This is a genomic window from bacterium (assembly GCA_022616075.1).
In the GTDB taxonomy this organism is placed as follows: domain Bacteria; phylum Acidobacteriota; class HRBIN11; order JAKEFK01; family JAKEFK01; genus JAKEFK01.
The window spans coordinates 1-22,898 of record JAKEFK010000217.1; the positions used below are offsets into that span (position 1 = coordinate 1).

The 22,898-nt window shown below is 50.8% G+C and carries 21 protein-coding genes and 2 pseudogenes; 17 read left to right on the forward strand and 6 right to left on the reverse strand.

Annotation, left to right across the window (positions count from 1 at the left end; translation table 11 throughout):
• Nucleotides 1–107 precede the first annotated feature (107 nt).
• The 10 genes from L0156_17770 to L0156_17815 all read left to right on the forward strand — a co-directional run bounded on the left by L0156_17770 (nt 108) and on the right by L0156_17815 (nt 10,957).
• Nucleotides 108–692 (forward strand): TetR/AcrR family transcriptional regulator, encoded by a 585-nt coding sequence (locus L0156_17770; GenBank protein ID MCI0604839.1) that lies wholly within the window; start codon nt 108–110, stop codon nt 690–692.
• 34 nt (nt 693–726) lie between these two features.
• Entirely contained in the window at nt 727–1,881 is a 1,155-nt protein-coding gene (locus tag L0156_17775) for an ABC transporter permease (GenBank protein ID MCI0604840.1), read from the forward strand.
• Between the two features lie 5 nt (nt 1,882–1,886).
• The gene (locus L0156_17780) at nt 1,887–2,624 is read left to right on the forward strand and encodes an ABC transporter ATP-binding protein (GenBank protein MCI0604841.1); all 738 of its coding nucleotides are present in this window, start codon (nt 1,887–1,889) and stop codon (nt 2,622–2,624) included.
• Entirely contained in the window at nt 2,621–3,565 is a 945-nt protein-coding gene (locus L0156_17785; GenBank protein ID MCI0604842.1) for an HlyD family efflux transporter periplasmic adaptor subunit, read from the forward strand. Before L0156_17780 ends, L0156_17785 begins: the two co-directional genes overlap by 4 nt.
• An 81-nt stretch (nt 3,566–3,646) precedes the next feature.
• Complete coding sequence (locus L0156_17790; GenBank protein MCI0604843.1) at nt 3,647–5,146, forward strand: efflux transporter outer membrane subunit; 1,500 nt, start codon at nt 3,647–3,649, stop codon at nt 5,144–5,146.
• A 37-nt stretch (nt 5,147–5,183) separates the two neighbouring features.
• Nucleotides 5,184–5,861, forward strand: coding sequence for a TetR/AcrR family transcriptional regulator (locus L0156_17795; GenBank protein ID MCI0604844.1), 678 nt, complete (start codon nt 5,184–5,186; stop codon nt 5,859–5,861).
• A complete protein-coding gene (locus L0156_17800) occupies nt 5,858–6,949 on the forward strand; it encodes an efflux RND transporter periplasmic adaptor subunit (protein ID MCI0604845.1) in 1,092 nt (363 codons plus the stop codon). The genes L0156_17795 and L0156_17800 overlap by 4 nt, the downstream gene beginning before the upstream one ends.
• A gap of 77 nt (nt 6,950–7,026) precedes the next feature.
• Nucleotides 7,027–10,119 carry an efflux RND transporter permease subunit gene (locus L0156_17805; protein MCI0604846.1) on the forward strand — a complete coding sequence of 1,031 codons (3,093 nt, stop codon included), beginning with the start codon at nt 7,027–7,029 and terminating at the stop codon, nt 10,117–10,119.
• A complete protein-coding gene (locus L0156_17810) occupies nt 10,116–10,586 on the forward strand; it encodes a DUF1572 domain-containing protein (GenBank protein MCI0604847.1) in 471 nt (156 codons plus the stop codon). Before L0156_17805 ends, L0156_17810 begins: the two co-directional genes overlap by 4 nt.
• A gap of 176 nt (nt 10,587–10,762) precedes the next feature.
• Nucleotides 10,763–10,957, forward strand: a complete 195-nt coding sequence (locus tag L0156_17815) for a protein kinase (GenBank protein ID MCI0604848.1) — start codon at nt 10,763–10,765, stop codon at nt 10,955–10,957.
• Between the two features lie 130 nt (nt 10,958–11,087).
• Here the strand turns inward: L0156_17815 and L0156_17820 are convergent, their stop codons facing one another.
• Nucleotides 11,088–14,516, reverse strand: a complete 3,429-nt coding sequence (locus tag L0156_17820) for a hypothetical protein (protein ID MCI0604849.1) — start codon at nt 14,514–14,516, stop codon at nt 11,088–11,090.
• A 311-nt stretch (nt 14,517–14,827) separates the two neighbouring features.
• Between L0156_17820 and L0156_17825 the strand changes: the two genes are divergently transcribed.
• Nucleotides 14,828–16,663, forward strand: coding sequence for a glycoside hydrolase family 15 protein (locus tag L0156_17825; GenBank protein MCI0604850.1), 1,836 nt, complete (start codon nt 14,828–14,830; stop codon nt 16,661–16,663).
• A gap of 29 nt (nt 16,664–16,692) precedes the next feature.
• On the opposite strand, the gene L0156_17830 is transcribed toward L0156_17825, so the two are convergent.
• On the reverse strand, nt 16,693–17,286 hold the full coding sequence (locus L0156_17830) for a dihydrofolate reductase family protein (protein MCI0604851.1): 594 nt from the start codon (nt 17,284–17,286) through the stop codon (nt 16,693–16,695).
• 107 nt (nt 17,287–17,393) lie between these two features.
• On the opposite strand from L0156_17830, the gene L0156_17835 reads away from it, so the two are divergent.
• Nucleotides 17,394–17,750, forward strand: coding sequence for a YciI family protein (locus L0156_17835; GenBank protein ID MCI0604852.1), 357 nt, complete (start codon nt 17,394–17,396; stop codon nt 17,748–17,750).
• A gap of 40 nt (nt 17,751–17,790) precedes the next feature.
• Here the strand turns inward: L0156_17835 and L0156_17840 are convergent.
• The 3 genes and pseudogenes from L0156_17840 to L0156_17850 all read right to left on the reverse strand — a co-directional run bounded on the left by L0156_17840 (nt 17,791) and on the right by L0156_17850 (nt 19,031).
• Nucleotides 17,791–18,069: pseudogene (locus tag L0156_17840) on the reverse strand (RNA polymerase subunit sigma-24).
• Nucleotides 18,070–18,139: 70 nt separating this feature from the next.
• Nucleotides 18,140–18,340 (reverse strand): annotated as a pseudogene (locus tag L0156_17845) (hypothetical protein).
• Nucleotides 18,341–18,461: 121 nt separating this feature from the next.
• Entirely contained in the window at nt 18,462–19,031 is a 570-nt protein-coding gene (locus L0156_17850; protein MCI0604853.1) for a dihydrofolate reductase family protein, read from the reverse strand.
• Nucleotides 19,032–19,160: 129 nt separating this feature from the next.
• On the opposite strand from L0156_17850, the gene L0156_17855 reads away from it, so the two are divergent.
• On the forward strand, nt 19,161–19,469 hold the full coding sequence (locus L0156_17855; GenBank protein MCI0604854.1) for a hypothetical protein: 309 nt from the start codon (nt 19,161–19,163) through the stop codon (nt 19,467–19,469).
• Here the strand turns inward: L0156_17855 and L0156_17860 are convergent.
• Nucleotides 19,466–20,260, reverse strand: a complete 795-nt coding sequence (locus tag L0156_17860; GenBank protein MCI0604855.1) for a metalloregulator ArsR/SmtB family transcription factor — start codon at nt 20,258–20,260, stop codon at nt 19,466–19,468. The two genes, L0156_17855 and L0156_17860, sit on opposite strands and share 4 nt — an antisense overlap.
• A gap of 171 nt (nt 20,261–20,431) precedes the next feature.
• Here L0156_17860 and L0156_17865 point away from each other — a divergent pair, with 171 nt between their 5' ends.
• The 4 genes from L0156_17865 to L0156_17880 all read left to right on the forward strand — a co-directional run bounded on the left by L0156_17865 (nt 20,432) and on the right by L0156_17880 (nt 22,800).
• Nucleotides 20,432–20,767, forward strand: a complete 336-nt coding sequence (locus L0156_17865; GenBank protein ID MCI0604856.1) for a DUF1772 domain-containing protein — start codon at nt 20,432–20,434, stop codon at nt 20,765–20,767.
• Nucleotides 20,768–21,008: 241 nt separating this feature from the next.
• Nucleotides 21,009–21,950: a CHAD domain-containing protein gene (locus L0156_17870; protein MCI0604857.1), complete on the forward strand. Its 942-nt coding sequence runs from the start codon at nt 21,009–21,011 to the stop codon at nt 21,948–21,950.
• Between the two features lie 53 nt (nt 21,951–22,003).
• Nucleotides 22,004–22,123 (forward strand): winged helix-turn-helix transcriptional regulator, encoded by a 120-nt coding sequence (locus tag L0156_17875; protein ID MCI0604858.1) that lies wholly within the window; start codon nt 22,004–22,006, stop codon nt 22,121–22,123.
• The gene (locus L0156_17880) at nt 22,120–22,800 is read left to right on the forward strand and encodes an HAD family hydrolase (GenBank protein ID MCI0604859.1); all 681 of its coding nucleotides are present in this window, start codon (nt 22,120–22,122) and stop codon (nt 22,798–22,800) included. The genes L0156_17875 and L0156_17880 overlap by 4 nt, the downstream gene beginning before the upstream one ends.
• Nucleotides 22,801–22,898 lie beyond the last annotated feature (98 nt).

The following is a 22,898-nucleotide window of genomic DNA, read 5'->3' on the forward strand; positions in this document are numbered from 1 at the left end:
ACGCTAGCACGATCGCGAAAAATCAAAGCCAGGCATCGAGTATGGTGCGGGCGAACCGCAGCGGAGCATCCTTGACAAAAATTATTAGATGACTTATATCATCTAATATGAGATATCGCACCGGACACAAGCAAGAGACACGGGATCAGATCGTTCGAACCGCGTCTCAGCGGTTCCGGAAAAAAGGAGCAGAAGGTGTTGCGATCTCGGACATCATGCACGAGCTTCGGCTTACGCATGGTGGATTCTACAGGCACTTCAATAGCAAGCAACAGCTTTTTGTCGAAGCTTTAAAGAAGGCATTTGAAGATGGCGAAGTTTTTCTACGAAAGGCGACAGAGCATGCGCCGAAGGGCCAGGAACTCAGAAATATTATTGAAAGATATCTAAGCGTAGAGCATTGTTTGAATGTCTCAAGCGGATGTCCTGTTGCTGCGCTGTCAGCAGAGGTAGGACGACAACCGAAGGCGGTTCGACTGGCGTTTGACCGGGCCATCAACCTCTTTGTTTCGCGAGTCGCGCGATTTGTCCCGGGTGAGTCTGTAAAGGAGCGTGAGCGAAAAGCCGGTGTTTTGTTTGCCGGTATGGTCGGGGCCCTGAGTATGGCTCGCGCTACGAGTGACACAACCATGCGGGATGAGCTCCTGGGATCGGCGCGCGAAATGTACATCCGGACCTTTTGTAAGGAATAATTTTTTTGACTGAAAGGATGATGAGTATCATCTAATGAAAGGATCGATTATGAATTTTGTAGCGTTGAGAATGTTGGCTGGTGATCGGGCGAAATATTTCGGCCTGGTCTTTGCGATCGCTTTTTGCACTTTCCTGCTGGAAAATCAAACATCGATTTTCGCAAACATCTTAAAACGAACGGCGAGCCAGATTCTGGATGTAACGGATGCCGAGGTGTGGGTAATGGATCCCGCAACGGAATATTTTGAGCAGACAAAAGCGCTCAAGGATACGGATCTCACACGAGTGAGGGGAGTGGAAGGTGTGCAATGGGCGGTCCGTCTTTTCAAAGGAAATCCTGTAGCGCGGACTTCTACCGGCAAGTTTGCAGTCTCGTTTTTGATAGGACTGGATGATGCGACACTTGCGGGCGCGCCTCGCAAAATGTTGATGGGATCCTGGGAGCGGCTGCGTGAGCCGAACTCTGTCGTCATCGACAAAGCCGGTTATGTCCTCCTTTTTGCGAGTGAACCTTTGCAACTGGATCGCATTCTGGAGATGAATGATCACCGCGTCAGCATCGTTGGCATTTCCGACGCTTCCGCCCCTTTTGTGAGTCTTCCTGTTATGCATGCGCGATACAGTGAAGCGATCAGTTTCCTGGGACGTGAGCGGACACAGCTTTCTTTCGTGATCGCCCGGCCTTCACCGGGAATCAGTCCGGAAGACCTTACGAAACGAATTGCAAAGCAGACTGGCCTGCGCGCGCGAACAACCCGGGAATTCATGTGGGACTGCGTTCGCTACTATCTGCGTAACACCGGGATTCCTGTGAACTTCGGAATCACAATTGCCGTTGCGTTGATTGTTGGGGCTGTTGTTGCAGGCCAGACTTTTTACTTATTCACCGTTGAAAATCTGAAACAATTCGGCGCAATCAAAGCGATGGGTGTTACCAACCTTCGTCTCACCGGAATGATTTTGCTTCAAGCGTTCAGCGCCGGATCGCTCGGCTTTGCGATCGGCACCGGAATGGCGGCAACCTTTTTTGAAATCACACTGAACAAGCTCGCGACGCGTGGAATCGTTCTTATGTGGCAGAGCGTTGCGCTCACCGGAGCTTGCATTTTATTTGTCGTGATTGTAGCAAGCCTGCTGAGCATCCGGCGAGTGCTGGTGCTGGAACCTTCTGAAGTCTTTCGAGGGTAAGGAAAATGGAACGAAACGGACATGCTGTCTGGTGCCGCAACGTCAGAAAACACTTTGGCGAAGGGGAAGCCCGGATCGAAGCTCTGCGCGGTGTGGATTTCAGCGCAAATTTTGCTGAGCTGAGCTTCATTGTCGGTCCCAGCGGCTGCGGGAAAACGACTCTTCTTTCCGTGATTGCCGGATTGCTCAATCGCAATAGCGGTGAACTCTCCGTGTTGGACAAGCAAATGGACGAGCTATCGAATAACGAGCGGGTGTTGTTTCGCAGACGAAATCTTGGTTTTATTTTCCAGCAGTATAACTTGCTGCCTTCGTTGACTGCTGCGGAAAACGTAGCTGTACCGTTGCTCGCGGCAGGAGTGCCGCGGAAGGAAGCCGTCGAACGAGCCAATGCGATGCTTTCGCAGCTTGGGCTCGGCAACCGCACGAAAGCATTGCCTTCCACACTTTCCGGTGGACAGCAGCAACGGGTTGCGATTGGACGCGCGCTCATTCATGAGCCAAGGCTTGTGGTTTGCGATGAACCGACCGCTGCACTCGACCATTCGACAGGGGAAGGGGTCATGCAACTCCTTGCCGATCAAGCTGTGAAAGCTGACCGCGCCGTGATCGTGGTGACTCACGATAATCGCATCTTCCATTATGCAGACAGCATCGCTCGAATGGATGATGGAAGAGTGATGGAAGTGAAACGGCAGACCAACAACGATAGCTTTTTGTACGCTGAGGAGAATGTGTCATGAAACGCTTCGTACTTCCTTTCATTGGTTTGATCGCAGCGCTCTGGGCTTTTTATTCAATTGCGCGAACGACACCCCAGAGGGAAACCACAAATCCACCGAATCCGCCACCCGTTTCTGCGTTTCAGAACACCGTCGCGGCGGTCGGTCTTATCGAAGCAAGCACTGAGAATATTTCTGTGGGGACGCCGCTCTCCGGTGTAGTGGCAAAAGTGTTTGTCACAGCAGGGCAGAGTGTGCGTTCCGGTGATCCTCTTTTCGAATTGGACTTGCGCAATCTCCGCGCGGAGCTGAAAGTTCGGACGACAGCTTTGCATGTGGCGCGCGCGCGGCTGGTGACCGCCCAGTCTCACCTGCAAGATCTGCAACGGCAGTATGAGTTTGTGAAACAGGTAAGCAATACACGGGCAATCAGTGAGCAAGAAGAAAGCCGCCGTCGTTTTGCAGTTGAAATCGCTGCAGGTGAACTGGAAGAGGCGAAGGCTCAGATTGCTTCGGCCGAGTCGCAGCTGAATCTGATTCGAACCGAAATGGAGCGGAGCATCATCCGTTCTCCGATCGATGCCGAAGTCCTGCAAGTAAAAGTGCGTCCTAGTGAATTTGCTCAGGCAACGACTTCACCTACACCGCTCGTATTGCTCGGCAAATCGAAACCATTGCATGTGCGCGTGGATATTGATGAACATGAGGCGTGGCGGGTACGTTCCGGCGCCAAAGCAACCGGGCATGTGAGAGGAAACTCGCATTTAAAGAGTGAACTGAGTTTCGTTCGGTTCGAACCGTTCGTTATCCCCAAGGAGTCACTTACCGGCGATAGCACCGAACGCGTGGATACACGCGTTTTGCAAGTCCTCTATCGCGTAGAGCGTGACGACATTCCACTTTTTGTCGGTCAGCAGCTCGACGTATTCATCGAGGCTCAGGGTCGATACGAAACAAAATAATAAAACAAACCGTCCGGACGGTTGACAACAGACCGTCCGGACGGTAGCTTATTCCGCATCATGCATTTTAAAGGAGCAGATATGTTGAAGAACAGCGTGGCAATCCTTCTTCTTGTCCTGTTTTTGGCTGGGTGCACTGTCGGCCCCAATTACAAAACTCCAAAGACCAGCGTTCCCCAAAGTTTTGCGAATTCCAGTTCTGCAAATCAACGAAATGATGCAGAACACTTTGGAAAATGGTGGACCACCTTGCAGGATTCGACTCTGAATTCATTGATTGAAAGGGCCGTCATTGCGAATCTTGATCTGCGACTGGCTCAGGCGCGGGTGCGGGAAGCCCGCGCTCAACGTGGAGTTGTGAAAGCGGATTTATATCCGGATGTAAATGCGTCCGGCTCTTATCAGCGAAGCCGTGTGAGCGGAAATATCGGACCGCAAGGCACGGACGGTTCTCAGTCATTCAGCAACATTGATGGCGACCTGTATCAGGTTGGTTTCGATGCTTCGTGGGAACTTGATATTTTCGGAGGAAAACGTCGCGAGGTCGAAGCTGCGAATGCTGATCTGGCATCCGCAATCGAAAACTCAAGAGATGTGCTGGTAACGCTTTTGGCGGAAGTGGCACGCAACTACGTGGAATTGCGGACATCGCAACGACAGACTGCAATCGCGAGCTCCAATCTGCAAGCACAACAAGAAACACTCGAACTCACGCGAGTTCGGTTTGAAGCGGGTCTTGTCAGTAATCTTGATATTGCTCGGGCCGAGGCGCAAGTACAGACGACTGCCTCTCAGATTCCGGCACTCGAAATCTCGGCTCGCCAATCCATTCACTTTCTGAGTGTGCTACTGGGTCAGGAGCCAAATGCGCTTGTTCAGGAGCTCGCGCCTCAAACAGCAATCCCTTCCTCGCCTCCTGAAGCGCCGGTTGGAGTGCCATCCGATCTTCTTCGCAGGCGTCCGGATATTCGCCGCGCGGAGCGCGATCTTGGTGCCGCAACCGCGCGAATTGGCGTAGCAACCGCAGATCTCTTCCCGAAGTTTTCGATTACGGCTGCGCTTGGTCTGGGCAGCGGAAAAATCGGTAACCTGACCGATTCCGGAAGTGGATTCTGGTCGATTCTGCCGGGTGTGAGTTTGCCGATCTTTAATCGCGGCAGAATTCATAGCAACATCGCCGTGCAAAATGCGCGCGAAGAACAGGCGCTCGTTACTTATGAGCAGACCGTGCTTATAAGTCTCAGGGAAGTGGAAGATTCGCTTGTCGCCTTTTCTGAAGATCAGACGCGCCGGAGAACTTTAGCCGCTTCAGTAGATGCAAACCGGCGCGCTGTCGAACTGGCCAATCAATTATACAAACAAGGACTCACAGATTTCTTAAGCGTTTTGCAAGCTGAGCGCGATTTATATGCCTCGGAAGATGCATTGGCGCAAGGTGATCGAAACGTAACATCGGATTTTATCGCGCTCTACAAGGCTTTGGGTGGAGGCTGGGAGACGGGTGCGGCTGAAAAAAATATTCCTGTGCCAGGAAAGGCTGGAGAACGTACGGTAGATGTAGCATCACGTTCGCGAAACTGAATATTAGGAGGGAACCTACAAAGAAATGTTAATTAATATGAAAGATAAACTGCTGGATGCTGCCGAAGCAGTGGTCGTGCGTGATGGGATCGGGAATTTAACGCTTGATTCGGTGTCTGTGGAAGCAGGATTGAGCAAAGGTGGTTTGCTGCATCATTTCCCGACCAAAGAGAAGCTCGTTGAAGCGATGGTCAAACGCGTTGCGGATAGCTGGCGACAGGGCGTTCTGGAAGTTTATGCCGTGACGCCGGAAGGGCCCGGGCGGATGGTGCGGGCAACTCTGAACCATTGTCTCGCGAACGCACAGCGCCGGACAGATCAGGTGAGGCGAAGCTCCTCTGCGGTATTCGCGGCGCTTGCTGAAACACAAGGTTGCCCCGGTTGTCCGGAGACTTCTCCGATTGAGCCAATGCGGGCTGTATATAGAGACCTTTTCAAACGTGTCGCTGAAGACGGACTGCCTCCCGGTGTCGGCGAGGCGGCGATTGCTGCGATCGATGGTCTTTGGCTCTACTGGGTGCTGGGACTTGTCCCGATCAATGATGAACTGGTAAATCGCGTTCGCGGCGCAATCGAAGAGATGATTACAAATGCATTGTCAGCTCAAGTAGGGGCGACCCTTGTGGTCGCCCGCACGGGCAGGGATAAGCCTAGCCTTCGAGCAGGGGCAGGGACAAGCCCTACCCCTACAAGATCAAGGAGGAAACGGAAATGATTCGGAGTTATGGTTGGATAGGATCTTCACTGCTGTTAATTCTGGTTGCTGTAAGCGGGCTTGGATTGGCTGCATGGAAATACACATCAATTCAAGAAACCAATGCTGCTGCTGCAAGCCAGCCTGAGCCAATGGAATCAGTGACGGTCGCGATTGCGGAAGAACGAACTCATCGCCAGTCGATAACATCGATCGGAACCATCACAGCGCTTCGTTCCATCACTTTGCAAAACGAAGTTCCGGGAACTGTTCGTCAGGTCCACTTCACTTCCGGTCAAATTGTAGAACGGGGCGCGCTGCTGATCACACTGGATGTTTCCGTTGAGCAGGCGGAATTGAAGGAACAGGAAGCGCGCGCAGTGCTTGCGGAGACTCAGCTCAAACGAATGGAGAGCGTTGCTCACAACAAAGCAATTTCTGAGATCGAGGTTGATCGCGCGCGCGCAGAGCTTGACGTTGCATTGGCGCAGGTGGCGCGCAACAAAGCGATCATCGCCCGCAAGACAATCCGTGCGCCGTTCCGTTCCCGCGTGGGAATCTCTGATGTGCATCCGGGCCAGTATTTAAATGAAGGCACTCAATTGACAACATTGCAAGGTGTAAACGATTCCGCTTATGTGGATTTTGCGGTTGCTCAACAGGTCGCTGCGGTTCTGCGGAATGGCGACAAGGTGGAAGTCTTCACAGCAAGCGAGTCGAACCCGATCATAGCGAAAATCGTTGCTGTGGATGCGCGCGTCGATCCGACGACTCGTAATGCCATGTTACGAGCGCAGATCAACGGCGCCTCCAACGGGCCATCACCCGGTGCATCGGTGCGCGTTGAAGTACCTGCCGGTCCATCGCGAAAAGCGATCGCGATTCCGGTGAGCGCGCTGCGAAAAGGGCCGCAGGGCGATCACGTGTTCGTGATTGCTTTTGATAAAGAGGGCAAGACCAGAGCCCATGTTCGCCCGGTTGAGAGTGGAACAATTCTCGGTGACGATGTGCTGATTTTGAAAGGGCTGACAGCAGGCGAGCAAGTTGCCGCTTCCGGGTCCTTTAAATTGCGCGAAGCAGCGCTTATAGCAGTCGCTAAAAAGATGTAATCGTAGTTAGTAGGGCGGGCGTCTCTGCCCGCAGGGCACGGAGGCCCGGCCTCCAAATTTTATACGAGGATACGAATATGCGGTCATTTACAGATACTTTTATCAAACATCCGGTTCTAGCAGTAGTCGTCAATCTTGTCATCCTGTTTGTAGGGTGGCGTGCGATATCGACACTTCCTGTTCAGCAGTATCCGCAAGTGGAGAGTTCATCCGTTGTCATTACTACGGTCTATATTGGCGCCAGCGCGGAAACGGTTCGCGGCTTTCTGACCACGCCCATTGAGCGAGTCGTATCGCAGATCAGCGGTGTTGATTACATCGAATCAACAAGCCGCGCCGGCGTAAGCACTGTTACCGTGCGTCTCAAGTTAAATCACAGCAGCACAGCAGCCCTTGCCGAAGTCACTGCACGTCTCCAGCAAGTTCGTTCCGAGCTACCGTCAGAAGCGGAGCCACCGGTGGTGGAAGTGCAGCGTGCCGACCGGCCGTACGCATCCTTCTACATCAGCTATTCATCAAACGAGCGGAGCGTCCCGGCGATCACTGATTGGTTGGTGCGCACAATCCAACCTCAATTGTCAACGCTGGAAGGCGTTCAGCGTGTGAGCGTGGAAGGTGGCCGGCCGATTGCAATGCGCGTCTGGATCGATCCTAATCGTCTTGCCGCGTTCAACCTCTCGCCCGGTGATGTGCATGCAGCGCTGCAGCGCAATAATTATCTTGCGGCGGTCGGCCAGACCAAAGGCAATCTTGTTCAAGTGAACCTTCTCGCGAACACCGATCTTCGTTCTACTGATGAATTCAATGACCTGATTGTTGCCGAACGCGCCGGTGCGATCGTGCGCCTGAGCGATGTGGCAAAAGTCGAACTCGGAGCCGAAGAAGGCGACCTGGTCGCGAAGTACAACGAGAAAGAGGCTGTCTATCTTGGAGTTTGGCCGCTTCCCGGTTCTAACGAAATTGAAGTTGCTCAACGTCTCCGCGATGAGATGGAACGAATCCGGCCAACGCTGCCGAAGGACATCGATATGCGGCTGGTGTGGGATGGCACGATGTTCATGAGGGATGCGCTGAAAGAGATCACAAAGACACTCATCGAAACGATTCTGATTGTGGGATTCGTTGTGTTCCTTTTTATGGGCTCGGTCCGCACAGCGATCGTGCCACTTGTCGCAATGCCGGTCTCGTTGGTCGGCGCAGCGATCGTTATGATCGCGTTTGGTTTCAGCCTGAACTTATTAACGATACTTGCGATCGTGCTATCGGTCGGTCTCGTGGTTGACGATGCGATCGTTGTTGTTGAAAACGTTGAACGGCATGTTCGCCAGGGAAAGCGACGGATTGAGGCGGCCTTAATCGGCGCGCGCGAGCTTGTAGGGCCGATCATCGCTATGACGATCACGCTTGCGGCAGTTTACACGCCAATCGGTTTTCAAGGTGGGTTAACCGGCTCGCTATTCCTGGAATTCGCCATCACACTTGCAGCCGCTGTTGTTATTTCCGGCGTTGTTGCTGTCACGCTGTCACCCGTGATGAGCTCGCGATTCGTACACCCGCGCGGAAAAGAAGGCCGGTTAACAACGTTTGTTAATCGCGGCTTTGAGCTCGTTCGCTTTGGATACGCCCGTACGCTTGACGTCGCGCTCCGCATGCGCTGGGCGATTGTTGCATCATCGTTGCTCATCATGGTTGCAGCGTGGCCGCTATATACTTTTTCACGACAGGAACTGGCTCCCGTTGAAGACCAGAGTCACATCAGTTTTTTCCTTGAAGCATCTCCTGATTCCACTTTGCAGGCTGTGCATCGGGACTCGCTCAATGTCATTAAAACCGTAAAGTCCTTTCCTGAAGCGGATTTCATGTGGTCACTGACTGCAGCATGGGGCGGTTTTGGCGGGATGGTAACGAAGAACTGGAAAGAACGTCCCCGTTCTACAGAACAAATGTTTGGCGAAGTCTTCGGCGCAGTATCGCAAGTGCCGGGTCTCCGCGTGTTTCCGCGGCTCGATCCGCCGCTGCCAACACCCGGCCAATACGATGTCGAACTTGTTCTACAGAGTAACGCGCCGCCTGAGCAAATGCTCGAATTCACTTCGGCGATAGTGAACGCCGGCTGGCAAAGCGGTAAGTTTCTCTACGTTGATACTGATTTGAAGATTGATCAACCGGAGGCGCGCGTGGTGCTTGACCGCGAGCGTCTGGCTGATCTTGGGCTCGATTTGGCCGGAGTCGGCCGTGAGTTCGGCACTCTGCTTGGTGGCGACTATGTAAATCGTTTTAATTTCTACGATCGCAGTTACAAAGTCATTCCACAAATCGGCGATAAAGACCGTGCGACCGTTGGGCCTTTACTTGATCTTAAAATCAAGACCCCAAGCGGTCAGCTCGTTCCGGTGTCGACCTTTACTCATATCGAATCGAGTACGGCGCCGCGCACATTGAACCGCTTTCAACAACGCAACGCGGCAAGAGTATTCGGTGGCGTGCAGCCTGGGGTAACGAAAGAAGAAGGACTGCGAGTCCTGGAAATCGCAGCAATGAATACTCCGAGTGTGGACGTCGATTATGCAGGTGAATCACGTCAGATTCGATTGGAGGGCTCGGCGCTTACAGCGACCCTCGGTTTTGCCGTTATCCTTATATATCTAGTTCTCGCGGCGCAATTTCAAAGTTTTCGCGATCCATTGATTGTTCTTCTCGGATCCGTGCCGCTTGCAATCTCCGGCGCTCTTGTGTTCACGTTCCTGGATCTCACCACAATCAACATCTACTCCCAGGTCGGACTGATTACCCTGGTCGGATTGATTGCGAAAAACGGCATCCTGATCGTGCAATTTGCCAACACATTGCAAGAACGCGGTCTTGAAAAGATGGCTGCACTGCGTGAGGCCTCGTTAACACGACTGCGACCTGTGCTGATGACATCGGTGGCCACTATCTTCGGGCATCTCCCTCTCGTCTTCGTGACCGGTCCAGGAGCTGAAGCTCGAAACAGCATCGGAACTGTGCTTGTCGCGGGCATGTCTGTGGGCACGATTTTTACCCTGTTCATAGTGCCGGTCTTCTACTCTCTGATTGCAGCGCAGCATCAACCGGAAGCGCAACAGGATTTGGAGCACGATGCGCTGCGCGGTGAGCAGACTGGTGAAATCATGGCGATGGAATCATGATATCCCGGTACTTTATTGAAATCTCTCGTTCCTTACTAACAGACAATTTGCATGGAATCACGCAATCTGTGCAGCGGTTAGGTGTTGAAGATCTTTGGTGGCGTCCCAATGAGGAGTCCAATAGCATCGGGAATCTTATACTCCACATTTCCGGCAGCCTGGGACAGTGGATTAACACGGGCATTGGTGGCGCACCGGATCACCGAATCCGCCAACAAGAATTTGATGAGCGCTCCATGGTTTCCAAAGAGGAACTTATTTCAAAATTAAATGCAACAGTACAAACGGCCGATACGATACTTTCTCAAATTGATCCTGCGAAGCTCTTAGGAAAGATTGAGGTTCAAGGGAAAGAAACAACATGTATGTTTGCCATCTACCACATGGTAGAACACTTTTCAACGCATGCTGGACAAATCGTTCTGATTACCAAGTTAAGAACGGGTGAAGATCTTCGCTTGAGCTGAAGAGCAAAGACGATTGCGATGGGTTGCAGTGGGAACTGTAGTCGGGATTGTCCCGAGCCTGATTTTCTTCGCCGCAAAATTCTCCTTCGCGACTTTTCATTTGAATTCCGGCTTCACGACTCAAATGTTTGGGCTCTTTGAACCTCACATCCGATTTGTTTATTGTCCTCGAAGGGATGAAAGCGGCGCATCAAAGTGGAATTGTGCATCGTGATTTGAAGCCTGAAAATATTCTGATCGCAAAAAGGGAAGAGAATGCTTCTACTGTGAAGATTCTTGACTTTGGACTGGCCAAAATGAGCTTCCTGGATTCGAAAGAATCGAAAAATCTGACAGCGCCAGGCACATTCGCCCGGGACAGAGGCTGTTGAAAAATGTGGTGCGGACGACCGTGCGCAAAAGAATGGTAGCCCATTATCGCCGCCCGCGGGCGAGTCGCCGGCACCACATTAGAGCAGTCCGCGCTCCATTCGACTTTTGGGACAGTCTAGCCGGCCGTACTTACCGTTTGATTGCTACGTTATCTACGCTGATGCCTTTGAACAGTGGCGATGAGACAAGAGCATCGCTGATCAGGCGGAAGCGGAAGGATAACGTGCCGGCAGACGCTTTCACTGCGATCTTCTCCGAATCAAATCCCGGGTAAGCAGGATTGCGTCCGTCGAAGCTCATATCATCACGCCAGATATTGTTTGTGCGATCGTAGACCCATGGCACCGCTTGCCAGGGCCCTCCGTTCGACGAGTATTCGAGCTGCATGAAGTCAAAGCCGGGTTCGGTCTCGCGTGCCGCTCTGAATTCCAAAAATGCCCAGCCGCCAGGATGATTGATCACGGGAGAAACCAGCGATGTATCGCCATCATCGCTATAAGGTACAACCTGGAAACTCCCGATTGAGTTGTCTCCTGGTGTACCGAGCCTCCATGTTGTCGGTCCATCGATGGTACTGGTCCAGCCATCCGATCCAAGCTCAAATGCAAATGGTCCTGCCAGTGTTACGCCTGCAGGTGCAGGAGGCTTCTCCACTGTCACAGGATCGCCCGGTTTTGCAATCCTTTTCGCAAACGTGTACTTCCACACACCGCGACCGAACGTTGCAACCAACAAAACGTTTGGATCGTTCGGATGCAGCTCCATTGTGCTGACTGGCGCAACGGGCAAGCCGGTGAGAGGAGCATAGGTCGGTTTGCCGGAAAGATCGCTTGCGAAAACTCCAACTTCGGTTCCAACAATGATCTGCTTTGCGCGCAGTGTCACCCACATGGCAGGGGCATCCGGCAAATTCCCGGAGATATCCACAAACGTTTCACCTCCGTCCGTAGATTTGAAGAGGTGGCCTACTCCGATGTTTGCGTTGTCATCTTGCAAAACACCGGGTGGAATCCATCTGCGGCTGTAACCGCCAAGCGTTACATAAATCGTAAGCACGTTCGTTGGATCAATCGCAATCCCTGTGATGAAGCGATTCGGCAATCCTTGCGCGCCTGCGAGTCGCCAGCCATTTGCAGTCATGCGCTGCGGAGGCTGAGAGCCGCCGACATTTGTGGCGAGTCCATTTTTGAAACGCGCAGCGTTGTTGAGGATGTCGCACGTTCCACAGAATCCTACATACACTGCATCGCCATAAACGGTGAGAGTCGACATCTGATTGAGCGGATCGGTTGTGGTTGCTGTTGCAGCGGGATCGCCAGGCTTGCTTGCTGTTCCCAGATCAAAGACTTTCACCCAATCGTGAGCCGGATCGCCGTCCGCTGTATTTGGACCGGCCACTGTTTCCACTACTTCATTGCCGGCTGTAACCAGATGATTCGCGTCTGTTGGATCCATTTCCCAGCGGTTTACAAAACGCGCATTCGTGATCGGAGGCGCAATCGATCGCCACCCAGCACCACCATTGATGGTCACCTGCATCGGCGAACCGGTGCTTCCCCCAGGTGTCGCTTGATAAGCAATTCTGCTGTCATTCGGATCGACAGAAGCCCAGGTTCCATCACCGCCGAACGCCATCAGTTGTTCGCCGGTCGGACGGATTTTCATATGGCCATTGTCCTGCAATCCTGCCCAGACAATACCATCTTTCGCAACGGCAAGATCGTATGGCAACAGCGTGTTGAATCCATTCTGATGGCCGTCACCCCAATGAGCGTTGTCCAGTTCCACTCCAAACGGCGCGTGTTGTTTATAGAAGCCGCCATCATTTCCAACAAGAAGAGTTACGCCACCGAGCTCATGCGCTGCAGGCACCCACAAAGCATCATGTTGATCCGGATGGGTTGTTGTTGTGTGCGAGGGCGGACGATTGGTTGGACACTCCGGCAATCCGAGACCGATCAGCATGCAAGCCTCATCGCTGAAATAGCGTCCGATGACTTTGAACGTTGCCGGACCATTCATCGGCTGAGCGGTAATTTCGTTCTGCCACACTTCTTCGAGTCCAAACACGAGTCGCGTTGGAATTCCATCGAGTGTCTGGCGGGTTGGATCGGGCGCGACGAACTCGTTGTACCAAGCCTGTACGCCCGGTTCAAAGAAGAGAGCCTGTCCAACTCCTGCGAGTCCTGATCCGGTTGCAGGGTTCTTCGCGATCGCATAATCATCCGCCATCAGGATCCACGATTGTCCAAAATCCGCAGAGACATAAATGCCATGGAGGTTCGTGCCACCTGTGCCGCGCGGATCGTTCACGATGTTCGGACCATCGGTAAGTTCCAAGCCGCCATTCAGTGCAACTGCATCTTGCACGATTGCATAAACGTAATCGTGATCCTGCAATGCTCCAATGGTTGCGCCAAGCTCAACTCTACCGATGCGATCTTGTGGCGTAAATCCGCTCACGGCTAATTTGGTGAACGTGCCCGGTTCACCTGTAGTGGATCGATAAATGCCGTTGTTTGGCGACTGCATGTGCGTGAGCCCATTCGGCGTAGTGAACGTTTTCTGTCCGCCTCTCCAACCTACAGTTGCAAGCACAGTACCTGCGGGCACATCGGCATTTGAATTCACACCGCCCGGGCTTTTGATGATGATGTCTGTTACAACATTTGCAAGATGACACTCAGGACGGCCGGTTGTGAGTCCGCCTTCAACGCCGGCGCAAGGTCCGGTTGGAAGCACAACGTTGACATAACTCTTTCCACCATCTGTGGAGCGGAACAATCCGAACATCGTTCCTGCATACACTTCATGCGGATTTGTTGGGTCCACTGCAATCGCGAAACTGAGCGCACCATCCGGAACGCCAGTCGCTTTTTGCCACGTGGCTCCAAGATCGGTGCTGTAGAAGGCGCCGTATCCTGTATATCCGGAGATCCCTCCAAATGTGTGATCACCGCTTACAACTATGATGGTTCCGCTATTTGCAGGTGTCCAGGCAACTGCTCCCACAATCTGGCTTGGCAACTGATCACCGATCGAACGCCAGGTCTCTCCAAGATTTTCAGACAGCCAGATGCCGCCTGTTCCCTGTGCTGCAAAAAGGCGATTGTTCACCGAATCATAAAAGAGCGAATCGATGCGTCCCGCCAAATTAACAAGTCCAAGACCATTGACACCCCCGAAGGCCGGGTCGTTTGAAATGAGTGGACCACGGCCGTAAGGCTCCCAGACACCGGCAGTGTCTTTTACCTTCATTCCGCTTTTGACGATGTTGTTCCGCTCTGCTACAGCAGCAGAAAATGCGTTTGGATGAACAATTTGAAACGGCGACGAACGAGGCGAAAGCTGTTGACGTTGACGCAGCTCAATTTCAATAAGCGGCTCCGGATGCTTTGCAAGGATACAAGTTCCTTTTCGTTCCGCAAACGGAACATATCCATCCGGACAACTTACCTCAGTTGTTTGATGCGGAATCAAGCCGTTCAGGAAGAGGGCAATAACTACGACGAAGAAAAAACCACCAGGGATGATCACTTTTGGCGTGTTAAGGCGCATATAGTTCCTCCGTTCTAACGACGACTATAACGCCCGGCTGGGGGTATTTACTATGAGGGATTCACCTCAATTTCGCGAGAATTTTTACCTGATGATGCATCATGATCGCCCTCAGCACCCCGCTCTTAGCAGCTTCGGTTTCGACATAGATCGTCGGTTAAGGCTTTCAGGTGTCACCATTTCGCGGAATACCTAGAGATCATGCTCAGTGGCAAGCCTGATCTGGATGCGATCGTAAAGCTGTGAACAAACTGGCGGGACCTAGAGGCCGAATGAAATATCTATACATATATTGTAGAAGGGATTTCGAGATGGCATATCAACCGATTGAGAACTACGGAGTCATTGGCAACATGAGGACAGCGGCGCTCGTGTGTATCGATGGATCGATCGATTGGTATTGTTTCCCATTCTTTGATTCCCCGAGCATTTTCGCGGCAATCTTGGATGATAAGAAAGGCGGGACCTTCCGAATTGCGCCTTCATCAGAAAACATAACTTATAAGCAATTTTATTGGCCTGACACCAACATTCTGATAAGCCGCTTCCATTCGCCCGATGGCATGGCCGAAGTGATTGATTACATGCCGGCTGGTGAAGCAGCAACAGAATCGGGCAATCATGAGCTCGTGCGACGTATCAACGTAGTCCACGGCAGTCTTGCTTTTCGAGTTTATTGCAAACCCGCCTTCAACTATGGCCGCGATGAACATTCCATAGAAATCATGGAGAATGGCGCCTGCTTTCATTCTGCTGAATTAAGCATGGCACTTACATCAGCGATTCCTTTGAAAAAAGACGGCGACGCAGTAAGCGCTGGGTTCACTTTGAAGGAAGGAGACGTCGCAACCTTCGCAATTCATCAAGTAAAACCGGGTGAGGGGTGCGGACTCCAATTGTCAGAAGAGTCCGAGCATGAACGTTTTAAAAAGACGATTGAATTTTGGCGGCATTGGATTTCGAAATGCACGTACAAAGGAAGATGGCGTGAGGTGGTGCATCGTTCCGCGCTCGTTTTGAAACTTTTAACTTTTGAACCAAGCGGAGCGATTGTGGCTGCTCCTACTTGTAGCCTTCCTGAATTTGTAGGCGGCACAAGGAACTGGGATTACCGTTATACATGGATTCGGGATGCTGCTTTCACATTGTACGGGCTTCTTCGCATTGGCTTCAAAGAAGAAGCCGGACAATTTATGCGCTGGCTGGAAACGACTTGCCATGACCTTAAGCCGGGCGAACCATTGCAAATTATGTATGGTATCGACGGACGCCGCTCACTGACCGAAGAAACACTCGATCATTTCGAAGGATACATGGGATCCAGACCTGTGCGTATCGGCAACGACGCTTACAATCAACTTCAGCTCGATATCTATGGCGAATTGATGGATTCAGTTTACCTGTTTAACAAATACGGAACGCCGATCTCATACGATCTTTGGAGACGGCTGCGCAACCTCGTGAACTGGGTTTGCGATAACTGGCAATTGAAAGATGAAGGCATCTGGGAGGTGCGCGGCGGCCGTCAGCATTTTGTATATTCAAAACTCATGTGCTGGGTGGCCGTGGATCGAGGCTTGAGGCTGGCGGATAAACGCTCATTCCCAGCGGACCGTGCCCGATGGGAAGTTACCAGGGATCAAATCTACGAAGAGCTCATGAGCAAAGGATGGGATCCACAGCGAAAGGCTTTTATTCAATACTATGGAAGTCATACATTGGACGCAGCCAACCTTATCATGCCTCTTGTTTTTTTCATGTCTCCAACAGATCCTCGCATGTTGAATACACTGAAAGCGATAAACAAAACTCCCCAGGAAGGAGGTCTTGTTTCCAACAGCCTTGTTTATAGGTACAGCCTCAAAGACTATCACGATGGTATTGCCGGTGACGAAGGAACTTTTAACATGTGTACTTTCTGGTTGGTGGAAGCTTTGACTCGCGCCGGGCAGGGCGATAGATCTTATCTGGATCAGGCGCGCTTGATTTTCGAGAAGATGCTGAGCTACTCAAATCATTTGGGACTATTCGCGGAGCAGACTGGTCAAGGCGGCGGAGCGCTTGGAAACTTTCCACAAGCATTTACGCATCTGGCTCTTATCAGCGCTGCATTCAATCTGGATCGAGCTCTAGGCGGACTGGATTGATGATGAATTCTTTTGTTTCAAAATCATATTCAGGAATGTGTGGAGTACGTAAGGCTGACCTTACCGGACTGCAACGGTTTCGTTTCTACAAATTTCAGCGCATGACGCTCTTTCACATCTTTGAACAGCGCCTTTCCTCCCCCCAAAAGAAGCGGGTTGACCATCAGCCGGAGCTCATCGATAAGACTCAGATTCAACAGACTGGATACTGTGGTTGCACCGCCTACAACGTAAATGTTCTTACCCGGCTGCTGTTTGAGTTTTCTGATTTCTTCCGCATCTCGAATGATCCGTGTAGGCTTCCATTCAACTTTGTCCAGCGTTTCGGAAAGGACAATGTGAGGCGTCTTATCGGCGAGGCGTGCATACATAATTTCGTTCTTGGAAGCGGGCCGTCCACTGAGGGGCAAGAGGCCGGTGGGGTTAGCCAGGACTGAGAGCCAGTATTGTTCATAGCCCGGATACATAACACGGCCCAGGATGAAGGTATCTACTTGAGCGAGCATGTCAAAGACGTCTCTCCATGTTTCTTCATCTTCGGCCATCGCCCAATCCAATTCTCTGTTCGGTCCTTCGATGAATCCATCCACTGAAGTTTGTAACGCTGCAATTATTTTTCTCATTATTTGACCTCTACTAAATAGTCGTTTCGAGGATTCCTGAATCGACAGGCAATTTCGAAGTTTTGCTTGTTTTGTGGGATACTGAAAATAAAGCCACCGGTAGAGCTATGAAATTTTTACTGATGTGTTACTTTAGCGAGGATCTCTGGGGAAAAATTCCTGAAACGCAGCGCAACGATATCATGCAACAGTACGGCGCGCTTTTAAAGGAAACAGTGAAAAGCGGCCACCTCCTGGATGGAGCGATGCTCGCTCGCAGTCACATGGCAACCACTGTTCGCAGGCAAGCCGGTAAACCGGTGATCACGGATGGCCCATTTGCGGAAACGAAAGAGCAGCTGGGAGGGTATCACCTGATGGAGTGTAAAGACATGGAGGAGGCGATTTCTATCGCTCTTCGAATTCCAACACTTCCCTTTGGTGGCACGATTGAGATACGTGCTGTGGAGTTATCTGAGGTCTGAACTTTTCCGTTCTATTTGTGTTACCGGCAACCCCGGGCGTTTATTGGCACGCAGAAGCGCGTTCGAGAAGGAGCTCACGCTCGCGTTCGTTTCTAGTGAGGGACGCTGCTCGTTTGAACTCAGCGTGCGCCTCATCCGACCGGCCGAGTTTTGCGAGCAGATCACCGCGCACGGTGGGTAAGAGATGATAAGACTTGAGTGAAGGCTCTATGATCAGCGCATCCACCAGTTCCAGGCCTGCAGCCGGACCAAACGCCACAGCAACTGCAACTGCGCGATTCAGCTTCACAATGGGAGAGGGCTCGGCGGAAGAAACAGACTGGAGGCGAATCGCGGCACTCTACGATGGTCTTGCACAGATCGGCAATCAATTCCTTCGATTCCGTTAAAGGACCATCGGTTACAACGAGCTTCCCTTCAGACAATTTCACTCGTGCGCCCTTTGAGCTTGGTAAACAACCTTCTGTCGCGAGCAACACGCCTGCTTTTGTCATCTCATCGATTAATTTTCCCATTGCAGCCATCTCCTCATTGCTGGGTGGACGGCCATTTTCACCCTTAGCCGGTTTGTACACACATAAGTATCGCATTGTTGTTTTTCTCCTTTATTTTTTGAGCTGTGTTACTGACGGGTTCTGAACCGTCTTGAAACCCATGTTCTACTTATACGTCGAATGAATTTCCGCAAATTCGACATGTGCCGGATGAGCTTTAAACTTGTAACCGATAGTGAAGCACGACAATTCCGCAGTCAAACGGTGTTGATTTGACCAAAGTGAATTTTTGGTTATGGTTTAAGTCTTTGAATATGGCTAGGCCGTTTCCAATTGCGGCGGGATTGATGAACAAATGAAATTCGTCGATCAACCCTGCTTTGATCAAGGAAGCATCAAACGAAGCGCCGCCGTAAACGATAATGTCCTTGCCGTCCCGGCGTTTTAGCTTGTTGATTTCCTCAGTAAGGTCGCCTGTTGCTATGTCTGTATTTGGCCATTTCGATTCATTCAGTGTTTTCGTGAAAACAACTTTTGGCGTTTCTATCATCCGTTTGGCAAACGGATATTCGGGGGAATCGGGTTTGCCCATTACGTTTGTCCAGTGTGAAATAAAGCCCTCTGTCATTTTCCTTCCCAGTATTATGGTGTCAATAGAATCCGTTAATTCATCTACATAATTCTTGAGCTTGTCGTCCCAATTCCACACCATCCAATCCAGCTCTCCATTGGGTCCTCCAATGTAACCATCTATACTCATTTGAACCTGAAGTTTTAACCTTTTCATGATTGCTCACCTCCTTCTACTTGTCGTTGGTGAAGTCTGGAATCGACATTACTCCGTCGCTTCCCCTTGACCCTATTTACAAGATATATATTTTTTGAAGATCAAATGTATTCGCAAAAGGAGTGAAGCATGTCATATCCTGACGCGCTCTACTTAGGTGATGAGGGAGAGGTTAGCGCGAAGTACCGGCCGATGGTTCATGAACCCGATCTTGCGATTGGTACGCGTGCATCTGTACGTTACCTCGCCACGGGTCCGTCAACGAACGGACAATTTGGCTTATACAGGTGGGACATATTATCTCGCGGTCAACTACTTCATTTATTCCAAGTCCCGGTCTCTTTATCAGAAATTGCTTTCAGAGAACCGGTGGAAGACAGCAAGAACGAGGCGCCGCTGAGTTACAGGACGCCTCGGTCAGGTTCGACAGGAACTTAACTCTTGGATGCAGGAGTTTGCACGTAGCGTAACGAGCCGGGAGTGGTGAGCAATTCACCAGTCTCCAGCAGTGTCTTGAGTCCGGAAAGAACCATTGGCCAGCCACCATAAAGCTCGCTGTTGGCGCCCTCGCGCAATTGATCATGGATAACGGTCAGGCGGCATGAATCAGCGATCTGTTCGATCTCCCAGGTGACCCTTGAGGTACCTTCCTTCTTAACATCATCGCTCCAGAGCGCCCTGAAGCTCTGAACAAGCCGGCGTGGCGGATCGACTTCCAGATTCTCGCCCTCCAGGATCTTCGTAGAAGGGGCGACTGTTCCCCATCCGGCCTCGCCTTTATAGGACGACCCGGGCTTCCAGTCTGATTGGACGACGACACCAAAAGTGTATTTCCGCCTCATCTCGGGATCGGTGATTGCCTGCCACAGGCGTTCCGGGGTTGTTTTGATATAAATCTCGAACACTTTCTCCATTGTTTCCTCCAATTTTTGCTTGAGCCCGGTGAGTGTCGCTGCCCACGGCTCCGTATATTTGTCGATCCATCGGTCATGGATCAGCCGAATCGGGACTGGATTCAGGAAGTGCAGCTTCTTGCGACCCGACCGGCGAGTTACTACGAGGCCAGCGTCCTCGAGCACTCGTAAATGTTTCATAACGCCGAAGCGCGTCATTTCCAACCCCCTCTCGAGCTCACTCAACGTGCGACCGTCACGTGAGAAGAGCAGGTCAAGCAAGAAACGTCGCGTCGGATCAGCCAACGCTTTGAATACTTTGTCGTCATTGGCCATGCACTTATAATATGTGACTATATGGTCACATGTCAAGTGTCCGCGTAGAATCGCTATCCTTATATATATGGTGGAGACGATTCAGGAATTCGCAAACTCCTTTCCACCGTTTGCAGCGCTATCTTCGCGGGCGCCGCAATCTATATCAATCTCGTTGAGCATCCGGCCAGAATGGAGTGCGGCACAGAGTTCGCAGTAAGGGAATTTGGACCCAGCTACCGTAGGGCAACTACAATGCAAGCCTCACTGGCAGTGATTGGTTTTGTGTGTTCCATCGTCGCATGGCTGACTGGCGCAAAATTCTGGTGGGCGATCGGAGGCACTTTGTTAGGATTGGTGATTCCTGTCACGCTGATTTTGATTTTTCCGGTCAACAAACAACTCCTGGCGCCGGGCCTCGATAGTGATCCAGCGCGCGCACAACAATTGTTATCACGGTGGAACGGACTTCATGCTATTCGCTCGGTTCTGAGCGTAATTGCTTTGATCATTTTTTTGTTCAGCTAGTGGTTCCGGGTTATTGAGTACACTTCCCATTGTTGATCAGAAATTTTAGGATTGCACTTTTTTGAACCAAAATAATCGAAATGCCGATGCAATCAGCATTTTACGTATTTGCTAAATAGTTGAAATCAGCACTTATCAACAGAGTCTGTGCAAAACTTTCATCTTGTGCATATAAAATCTTGATTGCTTCGTTTCAGACATGTAAAATCGTGAGGAACCATTGCCCGCAAAACAATTCAAGATGCCGAAATCCGTTCTTCTACCACAATGCGATGCAAGTCTTCTCAGGCGGCAGATTCATATTCTGCAGAAACTCAGGGATGATTTTTTGAACGAATCCGATTCTGAAATTGCTCATGACTTGCGTATTGCATCTCGCAGGTTTACGGAGATGTTGCGATATGTTGGAAAGGAATTGCTCCCAATATGGAATGTGCGGCTGACAAAATTATCGAGAGAGATAAACAAACGTCTAAACCGAACACGCGAATTAGAAACAAATATCAAATTGTTGAATGATTTTCGAGAGCGCGGAAAAGCACACGCTATTGCGGCAGAACTGCTGCTGAGCATTCTCAACCAGAGAATGATCAGAGTACAAAGAAAAGCTCAACAATGTCTATCAAGTAAAAGATTTGAGCAATATAGAGAATTTGTTTCCTGTCTGAGAGGGTCACATACTTTGTCTCCGCTGCACTCAGATGTCCTGGAAATGAGGATGAAGGATTTCCTTGCTTTTCGCTGGAACATTGCGCTCGATGATAAGAAGCTTCATGATCTCAGAATACGAACGAAGAGGTTGGGATATGCCATTGAAATTGAGGAGAAAATATCTCGAAGCAAACACGGCCGGTTACTGACTCGAATACGCAATCTGCAAGAATTGCTGGGCAAAATTCATGACCTTTTTGTTTTTGAAGAAGCTGTCAACAGTTTAAGAAGAGATTGGGATATTCCTGATTTGAAGTTGGTTCCTTCCACGCTGGCACATTTATCCGATAGCATTTTTGAGGAAAAAAGTTCGCTCTATGGCAGTGTGTATCCGCTATTTGCCAGAATCGTCCCGGCGCTTACATCCGCATTTCCTCCCATTGGAGCGAAGCCCGTTCGACCTTCCTGTTCTATCAACGAGAATCCGCCTAAAAGCCATACGCGCAAGCGGCATGTGAAAAAACTGGCTTAGAGCAACAGAAAACCGAAGGGCTCGTGCAACGCACCGTGATTCCCGGACCGCCGGTGCGCGTAAGTTACGTACTCACAGAAGCGGGGAAGAGCTTGCAACCTGTTATACAATCCCTAGGGGAGTGGGCAGATCGCTGGGATCAGGCTCTGATAATGTCACGACTACAGTTATGATAATTTCTAAAGTCGTATTTTTGTTTGATGTCGATAATACACTTCTGGACAACGACAAAGTCACGGCTGACCTTAAAAAATATTTAGACAAAACTGTAGGGCGCGAGAAAGAAGAACGCTACTGGCAATTCTTCGAAGAACTTCGGAATGAACTCGGCTATGCGGATTATCTTGGCGCTCTTCAGCGCTATAGAGTCGCGTATCCAAGAGACCCAAACTTACTTTGTCTCTCCCGGTATCTCATCAGTTATCCTTTTGCCAATCGTCTTTATCCGGAATCGCTGGATGCTGTAAATCATGTAAAGCAATGGGGCCCTGCCGTAATATTTTCAGATGGCGACGCTGTTTTCCAGCCGCGCAAAGCCGAACGTTCCGGATTATATGAGGTCTTTGATGAAAACGTGCTGATCTACATTCACAAAGAAGAAAATCTGGATGATGTTGAAAAACGTTATCCAGCAGAGCATTACGCCTTGATAGATGACAAGCTCCGCATACTTCACGCGATCAAACAGATCTGGAAGGATCGCGTGACTACAATTTTTCCAAAACAAGGCCATTATGCGTGGGACCCTGAAGTCCTTCGAAGCTATCCGGGGGCTGACATCAGCATGGATCGAATCGGGAATTTGATGCAGTACGATTTGCAGGAGTTAATGACTGCATCAACACACTAGACTCTAAGTCTCCGAATGTTAATAAAATATTGTAAACATTTTTTGGTGTAAGAAGGGAGATGGGGGGATAAACAAGAGATCAGGAGATAGAAGAAGAA